Origin of the sequence: Paraburkholderia sp. SEWSISQ10-3 4 (genome assembly GCF_030464785.1) — a bacterium.
In the GTDB taxonomy this organism is placed as follows: Bacteria; Pseudomonadota; Gammaproteobacteria; order Burkholderiales; family Burkholderiaceae; genus Paraburkholderia; species Paraburkholderia aspalathi.
The window spans coordinates 20,709-34,949 of the sequence record NZ_JALPRI010000015.1; the positions used below are offsets into that span (position 1 = coordinate 20,709).

The 14,241-nt window shown below is 62.6% G+C and carries 15 protein-coding genes and 1 tRNA gene; 9 read left to right on the plus strand and 7 right to left on the minus strand.

Translation table 11 applies throughout. The annotated features are described in order from the left end of the window. Nucleotides 1-70 precede the first annotated feature (70 nt). Nucleotides 71-964, plus strand: coding sequence for a transporter substrate-binding domain-containing protein (locus tag M0D68_RS24315; protein WP_093640274.1), 894 nt, complete (start codon nucleotides 71-73; stop codon nucleotides 962-964). Nucleotides 965-1,041: 77 nt separating this feature from the next. Here M0D68_RS24315 and M0D68_RS24320 read toward each other — a convergent pair whose 3' ends face one another. Both M0D68_RS24320 and M0D68_RS24325 read right to left on the minus strand, forming a co-directional pair. Continuing rightward, nucleotides 1,042-1,491, minus strand: coding sequence for an NUDIX hydrolase (locus M0D68_RS24320; RefSeq protein ID WP_093640277.1), 450 nt, complete (start codon nucleotides 1,489-1,491; stop codon nucleotides 1,042-1,044). Between the two features lie 82 nt (nucleotides 1,492-1,573). Beyond that, a complete protein-coding gene (locus M0D68_RS24325; RefSeq protein ID WP_093640280.1) occupies nucleotides 1,574-1,963 on the minus strand; it encodes an RT0821/Lpp0805 family surface protein in 390 nt (129 codons plus the stop codon). Between the two features lie 282 nt (nucleotides 1,964-2,245). On the opposite strand from M0D68_RS24325, the gene M0D68_RS24330 reads away from it, so the two are divergent. Beyond that, nucleotides 2,246-2,485, plus strand: coding sequence for a hypothetical protein (locus M0D68_RS24330; protein WP_093640283.1), 240 nt, complete (start codon nucleotides 2,246-2,248; stop codon nucleotides 2,483-2,485). Nucleotides 2,486-2,540: 55 nt separating this feature from the next. On the opposite strand, the gene M0D68_RS24335 is transcribed toward M0D68_RS24330, so the two are convergent. Beyond that, nucleotides 2,541-3,863 carry a cytochrome-c peroxidase gene (locus tag M0D68_RS24335; protein WP_266225644.1) on the minus strand — a complete coding sequence of 441 codons (1,323 nt, stop codon included), beginning with the start codon at nucleotides 3,861-3,863 and terminating at the stop codon, nucleotides 2,541-2,543. Nucleotides 3,864-4,171: 308 nt separating this feature from the next. Between M0D68_RS24335 and M0D68_RS24340 the strand changes: the two genes are divergently transcribed. Then, nucleotides 4,172-5,752 carry an acid phosphatase gene (locus M0D68_RS24340; protein ID WP_200652460.1) on the plus strand — a complete coding sequence of 527 codons (1,581 nt, stop codon included), beginning with the start codon at nucleotides 4,172-4,174 and terminating at the stop codon, nucleotides 5,750-5,752. A 244-nt stretch (nucleotides 5,753-5,996) separates the two neighbouring features. Then, nucleotides 5,997-6,380, plus strand: coding sequence for a DUF427 domain-containing protein (locus tag M0D68_RS24345; RefSeq protein WP_200652461.1), 384 nt, complete (start codon nucleotides 5,997-5,999; stop codon nucleotides 6,378-6,380). 58 nt (nucleotides 6,381-6,438) lie between these two features. On the opposite strand, the gene M0D68_RS24350 is transcribed toward M0D68_RS24345, so the two are convergent. Then, a tRNA-Arg gene (locus M0D68_RS24350) sits at nucleotides 6,439-6,512 on the minus strand. 311 nt (nucleotides 6,513-6,823) lie between these two features. Then, a complete protein-coding gene (locus M0D68_RS24355; protein ID WP_093640294.1) occupies nucleotides 6,824-7,654 on the minus strand; it encodes an undecaprenyl-diphosphate phosphatase in 831 nt (276 codons plus the stop codon). Nucleotides 7,655-8,312: 658 nt separating this feature from the next. Here M0D68_RS24355 and M0D68_RS24360 point away from each other — a divergent pair. The 3 genes from M0D68_RS24360 (at nucleotide 8,313) to M0D68_RS24370 (ending at nucleotide 10,584) form a co-directional block, all read left to right on the plus strand. Beyond that, nucleotides 8,313-9,221 carry an aldose epimerase gene (locus M0D68_RS24360; protein ID WP_093640297.1) on the plus strand — a complete coding sequence of 303 codons (909 nt, stop codon included), beginning with the start codon at nucleotides 8,313-8,315 and terminating at the stop codon, nucleotides 9,219-9,221. A 183-nt stretch (nucleotides 9,222-9,404) separates the two neighbouring features. Then, nucleotides 9,405-10,130 carry a peptidoglycan DD-metalloendopeptidase family protein gene (locus tag M0D68_RS24365; protein WP_266210409.1) on the plus strand — a complete coding sequence of 242 codons (726 nt, stop codon included), beginning with the start codon at nucleotides 9,405-9,407 and terminating at the stop codon, nucleotides 10,128-10,130. A 127-nt stretch (nucleotides 10,131-10,257) separates the two neighbouring features. Next, a complete protein-coding gene (locus M0D68_RS24370; RefSeq protein ID WP_093640302.1) occupies nucleotides 10,258-10,584 on the plus strand; it encodes a hypothetical protein in 327 nt (108 codons plus the stop codon). Between the two features lie 744 nt (nucleotides 10,585-11,328). On the opposite strand, the gene M0D68_RS24375 is transcribed toward M0D68_RS24370, so the two are convergent. Further along, entirely contained in the window at nucleotides 11,329-12,057 is a 729-nt protein-coding gene (locus M0D68_RS24375; RefSeq protein WP_266225619.1) for a pentapeptide repeat-containing protein, read from the minus strand. A gap of 111 nt (nucleotides 12,058-12,168) precedes the next feature. Between M0D68_RS24375 and M0D68_RS24380 the strand changes: the two genes are divergently transcribed. After that, nucleotides 12,169-12,477, plus strand: a complete 309-nt coding sequence (locus M0D68_RS24380; RefSeq protein ID WP_093640308.1) for a DUF2288 domain-containing protein — start codon at nucleotides 12,169-12,171, stop codon at nucleotides 12,475-12,477. A gap of 92 nt (nucleotides 12,478-12,569) precedes the next feature. After that, on the plus strand, nucleotides 12,570-13,862 hold the full coding sequence (locus tag M0D68_RS24385; RefSeq protein WP_266210428.1) for an MATE family efflux transporter: 1,293 nt from the start codon (nucleotides 12,570-12,572) through the stop codon (nucleotides 13,860-13,862). 174 nt (nucleotides 13,863-14,036) lie between these two features. Here M0D68_RS24385 and M0D68_RS24390 read toward each other — a convergent pair whose 3' ends face one another. Continuing rightward, complete coding sequence (locus M0D68_RS24390) at nucleotides 14,037-14,198, minus strand: hypothetical protein (protein ID WP_166618273.1); 162 nt, start codon at nucleotides 14,196-14,198, stop codon at nucleotides 14,037-14,039. Nucleotides 14,199-14,241 lie beyond the last annotated feature (43 nt).

A 14,241-nucleotide genomic window follows, 5' to 3' on the forward strand; every position in this document is an offset into this window, starting at 1 on the left:
GCGAGGCGCGGCTCATACGCGTGCCGTTCCTGTTACGCACACAACCCGAACCGCACGCGCCACGCATAGGATGCACAGCGTATTCGTAGCGCTGGTCGCGTTTGGCGCGGCATCGCTCGCCTGCGCCGCTCAAGCGGACGAACTCACCGGCACGCTGAAGAAAATCCACGACGACGGCGTGGTCGTACTCGGCGTGCGAGAAGCGTCGATTCCCTTCTCCTACTTCGACGGCACGCGCACCGTCGGCTACTCGCAGACCATCGCACTGCAAATCGTCGACGAAATCAAGAAAACGCTCGGCCTGCCGCAGCTGAAAGTGCACGAAATCACCGTGACCTCGTCGAACCGCACGCCGATGTTGCTGAACAACCAGATCGATCTGGAATGCGGTTCGACCACGCATACGGTGGAACGCGAAAGCGCGGCCGCGTTCTCGAACAGCTTCTTCCAGTACGCGGTGCGCATGATCGCGCGCAAGAGCAGCGGCATTGCGGATTTTCCGGATCTGGCCAGCAAGACGGTCGTGACGACCGCGGGCACCTCCGACGAGCGCCTGCTGCGCCGCCTGAACACCGAGAAGCATCTGAACATGCGCATCACGAGCGCGCGTGACCATGCGGAAGCATTCAGCGCGGTCAAGGACGACCGGGCCGTGGCCTTCGTGATGGACGAGCCGATCGTGTACGGTTTCAAATCGACCGACCCGCACCCCGAAGACTTCGTGGTAACCGGCACGCCGCTCGGCTATGAGGTCTACGCCTGCATGTTCCGCAAGGGCGACGAGCCGCTCCGCACGCTCGTGAACGGAGTGATCGCACGCGGCCAGCTTGCCGGCGACGCCGAGCGTCTATACAACCAGTGGTTCACCCAGCCGATTCCGCCGCACGGCATCAATCTGAATTTTCCGTTGTCGGAACAGAACCGCACGCTGTTCGCGCATCCGAACGACCGCGCGCTCGACTGAGCGTGTCGGCCGTGCGCGTGGCGGGTACGGGTGGCGGCTAATGCCAGCGCCACAGCCCGAACAACCCATCCACCGCGCTATAGCGTTCGATGCAGTTCCGCGAGTGAAAGCGTGGTCTGAAAAAGCCGTGTGAGACTGCGGCTCGCATACCGCTCGACTTCGTCCGGTGCGGTCCAGCGATATGCGTCCATTTCGGGAATCAGCGTACCGTCTGAGCGGCGCGGAAACAGCGACGTACAGATGCACGAAGACAGATCGAGTTCGTCGGCCGTCGCACGCGCCGCGAACAGATGCAGATCCTTGTCGCGCCGGTAGACGAACAGTCCGAGATCCTTCAGGCGGCCGGCTTCGATCACGATACCGGTCTCCTCGACCATCTCGCGTAACGCCGTGACGTGTGGCGCCTCGCCCTCTTCGCCGTGCCCTTTCGGAACGTCCCAGTGAGACGTTTCGGTGGCGTGCGCGAGCAGCACCCGGCCGTCCGGGTCGAGCAGCACGATGCCGCACGAGACGACCCGCGCGCTCATCGACGCAATGCGCCGCAGGGGCACACGGCTTCAGGCTGCGCCGGCGGCAAGCCGGCGCGCATTGTCACACCCGCCCGCACGCTCAGTGTTTCTTCTGCAATTGCCAGTTGCCGCTGCCCTGTTTGCAGAACTGCGGGCGCAGGTTCATCGACTGCCCTTTCGCATTCAGCACGACGCCGACGTCGCGGCAGGTGCGTTCGCCATCCTTCGCGGTGCTGGCGATGCTGATCGTTGCGTCGATCTTCACGCTATTGCCGGTGCCTTCATTGACCCAGCTCACGCTTTCGCCGTCCTGCTTGTCGTTCAAGGCAGCGAACACGGCGTTCTTGATCGAGTCGACGTCACGTTGCTTCATGTAGCTGATCGGCGTGTCGTTCAGAAACCCGAGGTTTGCCGCTTGCGCGCCGATGGCGCCGCCAAGCAGCAGGCCACCGACGGTCAGGTGAAACAGGGCACGGGGTCGCATCGACATGAAGGGTTCTCCTCGAAGAGTGGTTCGGCGGTCTCGAGCGCGCTCACGGCAGCTCGTGATCTGGACCCCAAAAGCATAGCATGTCGCCCTCGAAGTAGCCGCCCGGATGCGGCGTCGCAACGGCCTACGGCAACGTGTAGCGACCAGCTCCCTGCTCTGGGGAACGAACTGGCGCGACGACCGCTCAGACTTTTTAGGACGCGTCTCATATCTTCTTATGGAGCGTTTTCTTAAGATAGGTCTGTTGCGCTGTAGCGCTGATCAAGCTTCCACTGCCGCCCTATGGACATCTCGTCTGCTCTCGAAACCTTCACCGTCGCGCTCGCGCTCTTTTGCGTCGCGCTGGTGCCGTTCGCCATCGGCCGCGATCCGGGTCTTGCGCGACGCATCGTGCGAATGGACAGCCTCCCTCGCGCACGCTGGCCAAATCTGCTGACACGCGCCGGCATTGCCTGCCTCCTCGTGTCGTTCGCGCTTCTGCTGGTCGGCTGCTATTACATCATTGCCGGCGCAGGCTACTGACCCCGCCCGCGGCGGCACATGCCGCTCAACCGGCCACGCGCCCATCACCCGGCGATCAATTCGCGGCTGCTTGATTTCCCGCTTTATTTCCCGCCTTATATCCATCCGTGAGCGTATTCAAAAACGCCACCACGTCCTTGATTTCAGCCTCGTCGAGCACCGGTTTGTCACCCGGCTTGCGATCGAACGGCGGATCGGTATTCAGGTTGGTCCAGTAACGCTGCGGCAGATCGTCGAACTTCTGCACTTTGCCCTTCACGACCGGATAAAACTTTTCCGGGTTTGTGTCGCGTTGCGCATAAAAACGCACTGCCTGATCCAGCGAATGATAGATGCCGTTGTGGAAGAAACTCTTCTTCAACGCGACGTTGCGCAGCGTCGGCGTGCGGAAGATGCCGCAGAACTCGGCGCGGCCCTTCAGGTCGGTACGCTCCGGCCCGCATGCGCCGAGGTCGTAGAAATGCGGATCGCGATTCACCTGCAGCGCACGGTTGCGCGGCACGCCGATCGCAATCAGACCGAAGTCGCTGAACTGTGGCGGCGCACCGTCCATGGTGCGCTGGCTGATGTGGCAGCTCGCGCAATTGCCCTTCTTTTCGTCGTTGAAGACTTCCAGACCGTGTAGTTCGGCCTTGGTCAGTTGCGTTTTGCCCGCCAGATACGCGTCGTACTTGCTGGTGTACGGGTAGAAAATCTCCGGCGCCTGTTCGAAGGTTTCCAGCGCTTGCAGCACGGCGTTGAAGGTGGCTTCGTCGCTATCGAAAATATGCGCGCCGAATGCCGTGCGGAAAGCCTCCGCATACGGCGCGGCCTTCACCGCCGCCGTGACCTTCGCCGGTGTGCTGCCCATTTCGAACGACGACAGCAGCGGAATACGCGCCTGGTCCGAGCCGCGGTCGACCCGCCCGTCCCACGTCAAGCCGCCGGTCGGCCCGGCATCCACGCTCTCATCGCCTTCGTCGTCCGACTCGTGATAGTGCTCGGCGAACGCCGGCACCGATTGCAGGTACTTGAGCGTCGGCACGGCGCGCATGCCGGTGCGGTGCATGTCGTTGCCGCCCAGCTGTACCGACAGCGAATTCGCCGGCGAAAAACCGTGATCGGGGCTATGGCACGACGCGCAGGCCAGCTTGCCCGAGCCGGATAGCGACGCGTCGAAGAACAGTTGCTTGCCGAGGGCCGTCATCTGCCGCACGGATTCGTAGACTTGCGCGCGGGTCTGACCGGCTTCATGGGCCGCCACCTTGACGGCAGAAGCCGCCGCGGGCGTAGACGCCGGCGACGCGCTCGCCTGGGTCCCGACTTCGGCCTTGGCTCCTGCCGTCTGCGAACCTGCATCACACGCGGCCAGCGTCATGGTCATGGCCGCGAGCGCCATCGCCAGCACCGCGCCAATGCCCAGCGTCCCCACGCGCCGCCATGCCTGCGGCCGAACTGCCGTTTTCCGAATCCCCGCGAGACCAGGCCGCATATGAATGATGTGAGTTTGCGATATTGAAGTCCGCGAGCGTATTTCATCGACATGTCGTTTAAATGACATACAGCCGACGAAAATATCGAAACCCAAGCTATTCGTAATTGGTTACATGTTTCTGTCAAATTCCTTGTTCAAACTTTCGCTCGCGGCCATCCGTGTAAGCAATGCACGCGGCCCGTCCCCAACGCGAGAGAGAGAACACATACCAAATGAACAAGAAACTGATCTGCGCGGCGCCTATCGCGATCGCGGCAGCGTTGAGTCTGTATGCGTGCGGCGGCGACAATGTCACCGCGCCACCGGACATCACGTCGATCAAGACGGTCGTGGTGATCTACGCGGAGAATCGCAGCTTCGACAATCTGTACGGCAACTTCCCCGGCGCCAACGGTCTGCAGAACGTGACGGCGGCGAGCGCCACACAGTTGGACCGCAACGGTACGGCGCTCGCGACGCTGCCGCAAGTGTGGAACGGTCTGACCCAAACCGGCGTGACGCCGGTCGTGACGCAAGCGATGACGGCCAACCTGCCGAACAGCCCGTTCGCCATCGACGACCCGAATGGTTTCAACACGCCGATCACCGCCACGACGCGCGATCTGTATCACCGCTTCTATGAAAACCAGATGCAGATCAATGGCGGCAAGAACGACAAATTCGCCGCGTGGGCGGATTCCGGCGGCCTCGTCATGGGTCACTACACGCTCAACGCGGACAAGCTGCCGTTGTGGAAAATCGCCCAGCAATACACGCTGGCCGACAACTTCTTCATGGGCGCCTTCGGCGGCTCGTTCCTGAATCACCAGTGGCTGATCTGCTCATGCACGCCGACTTATCCGAATGCGGACAAGAGCCCGGCAGCCGCCTCGATCTCGTCGGTCGAAAGCGACGGCGTCACGCTGAAGCTCGCGACCAACTCGCCGGCGTCGGCGCTGAGCGGCCCGCCGAAATTCGTGCTCTCAGGCAACCTGACGCCTGACTTCTACGCAATCAACACGATGCAGCCGCCGTATCAGCCGAGCGGCAACAAGGCAGCTTCGGGCGGCGACGCCAACCTGGCCGACCCAACCGCAGCCACCACATTGCCGGCGCAAACACAACAGCACATCGGCGATCTGCTGAACAACGCGAAGGTGTCGTGGGCGTGGTACGGCGGTGCGTGGGGTGCGGCGGTCTCAGCGGCGCAAACCGGCGCGACGAATGTGATCTACGGCGCGAACCTGACGGCGCCGAATTTCCAGCCGCATCACCAGCCGTTCAACTATTTCGCCGATCTCGCACCGGGCTCCGCGAACCGTTCGCAGCATTTGCTCGACGGCGGTCTGGCTGGCTCCGAGTTCATCAAGGCGATCGACGCCGGCACGCTGCCGCAGGTGTCGTTCTACAAGCCGCAGGGCAACCTGAACGAGCACGCGGGTTACACCGACGTCGCCTCGGGCGACCAGCACATCGCCGACGTGATCTCGCATCTGCAGAAAAGCCCGCAGTGGAACAACATGCTGGTGGTCGTGACCTACGACGAAAACGGCGGCTTCTGGGACCACGTCGCGCCGCCGAAGGCCGACCGTTGGGGTCCGGGCACGCGGATTCCGGCGCTGATCATTTCGCCGTTCGCAAAGAAGGGTTTCGTCGATCACACGCAGTACGACACGACGTCGATCCTGCGTTTCATCACGCGCCGTTACTCGCTGCCGACGCTGCCGGGCATCTCGACGCGTGATGCCGCACTGGTCAGCAACGGCAGCAAGCCGATGGGCGACCTGACGGCCGCATTGAACATCAGGCAGTAGTCCGCTAGCAACGACCCGCCTGACGGTGGGATCTTGACGGGGCAGCTTCGGCTGCCCTTTTTTGTGTTCGTCGCACGGATCACCCCACGGCGCGCGCGACTCGTTATCGACGCAAACAGCGACACAACGCGTTTGCACGACCGGCGTATGCTTCGACGCAGGACTCGATCATTCCCGCCGATGGCGGCTCGAAACCCATAGCAACGTGTTGCAGGCTTGCCCACCTATTCAGGAGCTCGACAGCATGACGGAAAAAATCATCAAGGTACCCGGTCCCGACCATCCGATTACGATCGAGCCGGACAAAGCCCACGTGGTGGTGACGGTCGCCGGCCGCGTGATCGCGGACACGCGCAATGCACTCGTGCTGCGCGAGGCGGCGTATCCGCCGGTGTATTACATCCCGCGCAATGACGTCGAGATGACGCTGCTGGAACGTACCGATCACGCAACGTATTGCCCATACAAAGGCGATTGCGCGTACTACAGCATTCCGCTTGGCGGCGAGCGGGCAGTGAATGCGGTCTGGACCTACGAGTCGCCCTACGCGCCCGTGAAAGAGATCGCCCAGCATCTGGCGTTCTATCCGAACCGGGTCGATTCCATCGGCGTGCAACCGGCGGAGTAAACGGCCTCGCGCGCATCGCAGCGGTGAGGCTTCGATGCGCGGCGCAAGGCTTTTGAAGTACGGCAGGAGGGACTCGAACCCCCCACCCTCGGCTTAGAAGGCCGATGCTCTATCCAGCTGAGCTACTGCCGTATTGACGTGAGGCGATGCAAACACAAACGTGACCAAGCTGCATCGCCCGCAATGAGAACCCGTAGAGGGCATTGGAACCTGTGCTGTATGACCGCCACAGGGTTCATGGGATACCGAAATTCTAACTGACCGGACCGAGGACTGTGGAAATCCGATCCGGCACACGGCAACGCTGATCGGCAATCACCACACAGCATCACAAAACAAACGGGCCCGACTCGTTGAGCCGGGCCCGGATTATAACCGATCGCTTCTTACCCGCCAGTCGCGCGCCAGCACGTGGCGGGCTGTAGCGGGCATGCCGAGCGCAATCAGACCGGCTGCGGATGCAGCATGAACCAGCCGAGGAACACGATCCCGGCGATCACGCAGTACACGCCGAACGAAGCCAGACGTCCACGACCTTCGAAATAACGCATCAGGAAACGCACGCTGAGATACGCGGCGATTGCGGTCAGCACACCGCCGAGCAAGGCATCGGCGAGCTGGTCCGGCGCATGGAACAGTTTCGGCAATTCGAGCACGCCGGCAGCGAAGATGATCGGCGTGCCGAGCAAGAACGAGAACTCGGCGGCCTTCTCGGTCGTCAGGCCGGCCGCGTTACCGGCGATCATCGTCAGACCACTGCGCGAGAAGCCCGGAATCAACGCACCGATCTGCGCGAGACCCACGAAAAACGCCTGACGGAAGGTCAGCTTCTCCGGCGCCAGATGCGCGCGTGAACGTTGCAGGCGATCGCCAAACCACAGCAGCACGCCGTTTACGATCAGGGCGGCTGCGACAATGCGCAGATCGTGAAAAATCAGTTCGAGACGTTTCTCAAGGATCAGCCCGACGAGGCCCGCCGGAATCGTGCCGATGATGAGCGCCCACATCATGTGCGCGTCGTCGTTGCGACGGCCGCCGAACGAAGCGAAGAAGCCACGCACCAGCGCGCACCAGCGCTTGCGGAAGTACCACAGCAGCGCGAACGCCGTACCGAGGTGCAACGCGACGAGGAACGGCAGCAGCTGCGGCGCGTGCTTGTCGATATGCATGCCGAACAGGCCAGGCACGAGCAAGGTGTGGCCGAGGCTGCTGACCGGGAACAGTTCGGTGACGCCTTGCAGCACGCTCAGGAAAATCAGAAACGACAGGTTCACGCGGCGGTCCTTGTAAGGAAAATGTCGGGGAACAGCGCGCCGCACAAGGAAATCGACGACGCGTCAAAAGCGCACCGATTATGCCTGGCTGCAAAGTCAGCGCCAAGCGTTTGAACCGCATTCGGGGAAATATTGATGCGCTGCGTCACAACTGGAAACGGTTGTTACGTCGCAGCAAAAGAAACAGAGCGCCGCCGGTGGCCGCCCTGCGTTTATGAGAAATTCAATGTACTGATGCGCGAGAGTTGCGCCAGGTCCGTGGTACTAGACCCGTTACCAGGCCCGCATTGACGGCCCGGCAGAAGGCGAAGCAGATGGCTGGACTAGCGCTCGAGCTTGTAGAAAAAGTAGACCGTGCTTGCCGCGAACATGCCGAACAGCGCCACACCCATTGCCATTGCGAGATCCATAAAGCCTCCTGAGCCGATCTCTCCCGGTCGTTGAAGGGACCGGGCAGTCAGTGGATTATCGACAAGGATAGTGCTTCCCGGCCACCCGCAATTTCCCGAGAAGGGTTTCCCCGTAGCGCAAAGCAGCGCAAAATCGTTGCTTCGCGAGCTGTTATGCAGCGCCATTCGAACGTTCACAACCCGCCTTCGAGCCGCGCTCCACTCACGCTTGAACCGCACCCAACCTTTTCTCAACCAGCCCATCGACCATGCCCCTCTCCCCGCAACAGGACATTCTCGAGATCGCCCAGGACGCCTCAGTGCTCCGTTTCTCGCCGCAAGCCGGCGGCCGTCTCTTGTCGTGGATCATCGACGGCGAAGAGGTCATTCATTGGCCGGAGAACGCCGACTGGAGCCAGCCGGCCAGGATTCGCGGCGGCAACCCGCTGCTGTTTCCGTTTCTGGGCCGGCATCGCGTTGACGGCAAGATCGGCTTCTGGCGTGACGCACAAGGCACGGTGCGCGAATTGCCGATGCATGGTTTCGCGCGCGACCTGCCCTTCGAAGCCCACGCCGACGTAAACGGCGCCGGTTTGCGCATGACCCTCGCCGACAGCGACGCGACGCGCAGCGGCTACCCGTTCGGCTTCCGTTTCGAAGCGACATACCGGCTCGTCGATACGCATACGCTTGAAGTTACGCTGAGCACCGCCAATACCGGCGACACGCGGCTGCCCTACTACGCCGGCCATCACTTCTATTTCACGCTGCCGCACACGCAGCGCGCCGAGACCTCGCTGGAACTGCCGCCCACCGAACGGTGCTACCAGCAGAGCGACGGCTCGATCAGCACGACCGAGCCGGGCGCGGCCCGCTACACGCTCGACGAGGCGCGGATTCTCGACCGCTTCCATTGCCTCGTCGATGTGCCGAACCAACCGGTGCGACTCGTCGCGCCGGGACTGAACCGGGTCATCACGATCGATCTGCAACGGCCGGATTCGGTGCCCTGGTACGCGGTCACGACGTGGACCGAAGCCGCTGAGTCAGACTTTTACTGCGTCGAGCCGTGGCTGGGTCTGCCGGATGCGATCCACAACGGCCTGGGACTGCGCTGGCTCGAACCGGGACAAACCGAGGCAGCCGTACTCCGTATCAACGTCAGCAAGCTGCGCTGATGGCAGGTTTTCCACTCGTCGCGACGTAACGGGTTACGCGGCTTTTCGCCGCGTTCCCGCCTTGTGCGCCCGCCTCGACATCCGTTTTTCGGATGCTGCAGCGCAAAACCGTTAGAATCGGACGCTTTGCATCTACCTGCCGCGTGATCGGGATCGGCGCGTGGCAGCGCTTTGCGAGGTCCAATGCTTAACACAACAAGAATGAAACGGCTCGCCTGCGCGTCGTTGCTGGCGGTGCTTGCCGCCTGCGGGTCCGCTCCGGTGGGGCCAGGGTTTTACCGCGTCGAACGGGGCGATACGCTGTCGAAGATCGCGCGCAGCAGCCGGCAACCGGTGCAAAACATCGTGCGCTGGAACAACCTGACCAACCCGGACAGCATCGAGGTTGGACAGGTGCTGCGTGTCGCGCCGCCGGGCAATGTGGCGTCCACAGGTGGCGCCGCGGGTGGTGCAACGCGTAGCAGCGGTGCAGGAAGCGCGAGCGCTTCGGCGGCGCCCCGCGCGGCACCCGCCGATAGTGCGCCGTCGTCGGCACCGGCTCCGTCGATCTCGCTGATTTGGCCCGCTGACGGCACGGTGATCCGGCGCTTCGACGGCTCCAATTCGAAGGGCATCGATATTTCGGCGGCGGCGGGCACCCCGGTGGTTGCCGCGGCATCCGGCACGGTGGTCTATGCGGGTAACGGCTTGCGCGGTTACGGCAACCTGCTGATCCTCAAACACAACGCCGACTATCTGACGGCCTACGCGCACAACCGCGTGCTGCTGGTGAAGGAAGGCCAGTCGGTCGCCCGCGGCGATAAGATCGCCGAAATGGGCGACACCGACACCGACCGTGTCATGCTGCACTTCGAACTGCGCTATCAGGGCCGCTCGATCGACCCGTCGCGGGCACTGCCGGCGCGCTAGCCGCCCGGCTTCGGGCACGCGCCCTGCAACAGCAGTCAAGGGAACCGCGCGTGCTATAAAACGCCCAATCCTATGCATGACGCGGCTACACGCCGCGTCTTCCCCTGTTATCTGTAAGGAATCTGCAATGAAGAGCGCACTGGCGTCTTTAACAACGGCCGCGGCGATCGGCCTCGGCCTGCTGACGCTCGGCAGCCTCGGCGGCTGTTCCAGCACCACCACCATGACTTACCTGCCGAGCGGCGATACGGGCTTTGCGATCAACTGCAGCGGCAGTGACGCGAGCTCCAGTTGGGCCGAGTGCTACAAACGCGCGGGTGAGGTCTGCGGCAACTACGGCTACGACGTCGTTTCGAAGGACGTCGACAACGGCGCGACCTCGGGCGGCTCGGTCGGCGGAATTTTCGGTGCGAACGTCAAGAACCGGTCGATGGTGGTTCGCTGCAAGCAGTAGAAAGCAAACCGGTAACGCAATAACGCAGGCGCCAAGGCCGCTCGATCTGGCGGCGGCGCCAGCGGCCAGAGCGCGGATTGACGCGTGCGGCGAATGCGAACAGCCCGCCGAGCGCAATTGGCCAGAGAAAAAAAAAAGCCCGGCACGAGGCCGGGCTAACGGGGGTTCGGCGCATATCGGCAAAGGACCGGTTCACCATGCGCCAGAAGGAAATCTAACAACCCCCTTTTACAAGCGCAATCTATTAATTTCGCGGGTAATGTGACGCGGCGTACGGAGTCCGCATTACGTGAAGAGAAAATGTCGGAAATAAGCGAGGTAAATAGCCTTGCCGGCCCCGTATGAAACCTCATAAAAGCGGCAAGTCAAAGTCGCGCGCGTGGTTCGCGAGGCCTTATAAATCAAGCACCTACCACCCGCCACCAGAAAAGCCTGACGAAAGCCGGTGGGTCGATTCCCGTGAGCCCCGCCCAGCATGATCCGGACGCTTTATGTATTGCGAACCTTTAGTGCGCCAACGCACCATACCGGTGTATTAGCGATTATTGAGAGACGCTAATAAGCAATCGCATTTCCTCATAACAAATTCGCGAATAGCGAATACATTAAAAATCTTCAAATCCGCCGACAAATTGCGAACTTGAAAATCGACCACTGTTAATGAATCAAAGATTGGATGATATGCACAGGTCCTGATTCGTTCAAGCTGGCCTAATGGCTAAAATCGGCCAGCTTGCAGCGCAATCACATCACTCTCAGGCCCAGTTCGGTCACGAGCACCGCCGCCTGCTGATGCGAAATCGTCGCGCCCTTGAACAGTGCCGCATCGACGAGCCGCACGCCGCTCAGATCCGCCTCGCGCAGGTCCGCGCCGTCAAAGCGCGCGCCTTTCAGATGGGCATCCTTCAAGCTGCCGCCGTCGAAGATCGCCTCGCGGAAATCGACGCCGGCCAGATCGGCGTCGGAGAAATCGAGTTGCTGGAGAGTGGCCTTGCGAAACGACAAGCCGCGCAAATGCGCGCCCACCAGCAAGGTCTCGACAAAGCTCAAGCCGAGCGCCGTACAGGCTTCGAAATTGGCGCCCGTCAGCTTGCAGCTGTGGAACGACGCCGAGGCAAGCTTGGTGCGCCGCCAGCTGGTGTTGTTCAGATCGCTCGACTGGAACGCCGCATCGACCAGATCGGCTGACGCGAAATCCGCCTGGCGGCCGCGGCAACGAACCCAGCGCGTGTGCGACAGCGTCGCGCCGAAAAACGACGTTTCGACGATCGTACAGCGATGAAACTCAGCGCCGCGCAGATCGAGTCGCGACAGATCGGCGCCTTCGAAATCGCAGTCGGTGAAATGGAGCGGCTCTCTATTGCCCGCCAGGCTCGCAGCAATGAGGCGCTCCACATCGGTACGCGTGAGTGTGGCGTCGGCCACCACATGAGCTTGCGCGCTCGCAGCGCGCGCCGTTGAATCCAGTGACATGAAGGTTCAGAATGAATTTTGGCGAAAGACCTCAAGCGTACCGGAACGCGCGCCGCCCTGGCGATCCGCGCCGATGGTTTATAGTAACGGCCCCGTCAGAACCCGCTCACGATGACTTCCAACGACGCCACCCATAGCCCGCTGTACGCCCAGCTGCTCGCCGAAACCGCCAAAATCGGCTGGACCGAACTCGAACGCTTTTTCGCGCGCGGCATGCTGCTGCGCGTCGCACGCGACCTCGATCTGGTGAGCGTCGCCGAAGCCATCGCCAGCGACGACACCACGCAGGTCACGCAATGGCTGTCGTCGGGCCTCGTCGAACGCGTGCAGGCGGAAACCGCCGCCGATTTCGCCGCGCGCGATCCCGACCTCTGGGCAGTAGTCGTCTCGCCATGGGTGTGTGTGCAGGAACGTAATTGAGCGACCCCGCGCACGCCCCGAAGGAAGTCCCCTCGGGGAACGGTGCGAGCGCGACGGCTCCCGCCGTCCCGGTGCACTGGCACCGCCGGGTGATGACGCTGGCGTTTCCCATCGTCCTCGCCAATCTCACCCAGCCGATTCTCGGCGCAGTCGACACCGCCGTCGCCGGTCATCTGGACGGCGCGTCCTATCTCGGCGGCGTCGCGCTTGGCGGCCTGTTCTTCAACTTCGTGTTCTGGGGCTTCGGCTTCCTGCGCATGGGCACCACCGGCCTCGTCGCGCAGGCGCACGGCGCGAGAGACCAAGCCGAGCTGCGCAATAACGTCGTACGTGCATTGTTGCTGGCGGCGGCGATCGGCGCTGCGGTGCTTCTGCTGCAGGCGCCGTTGATCGATTACGCATTGCGCGTGATCGGCGGCAGCGACGCGGTGCAGCGCCACGCGCAAATCTACTGCCACGCGCGTATCTGGGCCGCGCCGCTCGCGCTCGGCAACTACGTAGTGCTCGGCTGGCTGCTCGGTACGCAGCAGGTGCGGCTTGCGCTGCTGTCGCAAGTGTTCATCAACAGTGTGAACATCGCGGCGGTGCTGTTGTACGTGTACGTATTCGATTGGGGCGTGGCCGGCATCGGCGCGGCCACGGCCACCGCCGACGCACTCGGCTTCCTGCTCGGCGCCGCGTTGTTGTGGCACGGCCGGCCGCGCGGTTTGCCTGCGCTGAACCGCGCGGCCCTCTTCGACGCTGCCGCCCTCAAGCGCCTCGTGGTGTTGAATCGCGATATCTTCGTACGCACGCTCTGTCTGCTGTCGTCGTTCGGTTGGTTCGCGCATCTCGGTGCGAAGCAAGGCGACGCCACGCTCGCCGCCAACGCGCTGCTGCTCAACTTTCAGACCTTCATGGCTTATGGACTCGACGGCTTCGCTCACGCGGCGGAGGCGCTGGTAGGCGCTGCGATCGGCGCGCGCGACCGGCACGCTTTCGCGCAGGCCATCAAGGTGACGGCACTGTGGTCCGCGCTCGGCGCGCTGGGCTTCTCGCTGGTGTACTGGGGCGCGGGCTCATGGATCATCGAAGGTCTGACCAATCAGGCCCTTGTGCGCACCACGGCCGAAACTTATCTGCCATGGGCCTCGCTCTTGCCGGTGATTTCAGTGTGGGGCTTTCTGCTCGACGGCGTGTTCATCGGCGCGACGCGCACGCATGAGTTGATGACGTCGATGGTGGTCTCGTTCGCGGTGTTCGTGGCGGCCTCGTGGGCCTTGCTGGCGCTGTACGGCAACCACGGTTTGTGGGCCGCGATGCTGATCTTCATGGCCGCGCGCGGTGTGACGCTCGCGCGCTTTTTGCCGGGTGTCATGCGGGGCATGGCGGTGGCGGCGGTCTGAACGACAACGCCGCACACGCAGCACATCGTTACGGCTTGAAACAAGCGCACACATATCACGCGTGCGCGTCGCCCTAGAATGATTGCAGCCCGCGCCGTTCGCGCGAATTCTCTGCGCGGGTCAGAAGCGCCGACGTGCCCGCGCCGGTGCTTCGCTTTCATTCCCTACAAGCGCTCAGGGCGCGGGCGCCATGACGGGCGGACGGTCGTCGGTAGGCACACCGTGATAGTCGACAGGATCTTTCGGCGGCGGGCCACCATGATGGCCGGAAGGATCGTTGGCACAGCCGGCGAGCCCTGCAGCCAGCATCAATACAATCAACAAAACGCGGTTCATAGACTCTCGAAACAGAATGACAATAACGGCAACGAAGCGCCGA

What these genes read in the sequence shown, in the direction of transcription:
- M0D68_RS24320 (WP_093640277.1), bottom strand. Translation starts at nt 1,491, where the DNA reads ATGAGCGCGCGGGTCGTCTCGTGCGGCATCGTGCTGCTCGACCCGGAC.
- M0D68_RS24345 (WP_200652461.1), top strand. Translation starts at nt 5,997, where the DNA reads ATGACGGAAAAAATCATCAAGGTACCCGGTCCCGACCATCCGATTACG.
- M0D68_RS24340 (WP_200652460.1), top strand. Translation starts at nt 4,172, where the DNA reads ATGAACAAGAAACTGATCTGCGCGGCGCCTATCGCGATCGCGGCAGCG.
- M0D68_RS24385 (WP_266210428.1), top strand. Translation starts at nt 12,570, where the DNA reads ATGACGCTGGCGTTTCCCATCGTCCTCGCCAATCTCACCCAGCCGATT.
- M0D68_RS24325 (WP_093640280.1), bottom strand. Translation starts at nt 1,963, where the DNA reads ATGTCGATGCGACCCCGTGCCCTGTTTCACCTGACCGTCGGTGGCCTG.
- M0D68_RS24360 (WP_093640297.1), top strand. Translation starts at nt 8,313, where the DNA reads ATGCCCCTCTCCCCGCAACAGGACATTCTCGAGATCGCCCAGGACGCC.
- M0D68_RS24365 (WP_266210409.1), top strand. Translation starts at nt 9,405, where the DNA reads ATGCTTAACACAACAAGAATGAAACGGCTCGCCTGCGCGTCGTTGCTG.
- M0D68_RS24315 (WP_093640274.1), top strand. Translation starts at nt 71, where the DNA reads ATGCACAGCGTATTCGTAGCGCTGGTCGCGTTTGGCGCGGCATCGCTC.
- M0D68_RS24335 (WP_266225644.1), bottom strand. Translation starts at nt 3,863, where the DNA reads ATGGCGCTCGCGGCCATGACCATGACGCTGGCCGCGTGTGATGCAGGT.
- M0D68_RS24390 (WP_166618273.1), bottom strand. Translation starts at nt 14,198, where the DNA reads ATGAACCGCGTTTTGTTGATTGTATTGATGCTGGCTGCAGGGCTCGCC.
- M0D68_RS24375 (WP_266225619.1), bottom strand. Translation starts at nt 12,057, where the DNA reads ATGTCACTGGATTCAACGGCGCGCGCTGCGAGCGCGCAAGCTCATGTG.
- M0D68_RS24330 (WP_093640283.1), top strand. Translation starts at nt 2,246, where the DNA reads ATGGACATCTCGTCTGCTCTCGAAACCTTCACCGTCGCGCTCGCGCTC.
- M0D68_RS24370 (WP_093640302.1), top strand. Translation starts at nt 10,258, where the DNA reads ATGAAGAGCGCACTGGCGTCTTTAACAACGGCCGCGGCGATCGGCCTC.
- M0D68_RS24380 (WP_093640308.1), top strand. Translation starts at nt 12,169, where the DNA reads ATGACTTCCAACGACGCCACCCATAGCCCGCTGTACGCCCAGCTGCTC.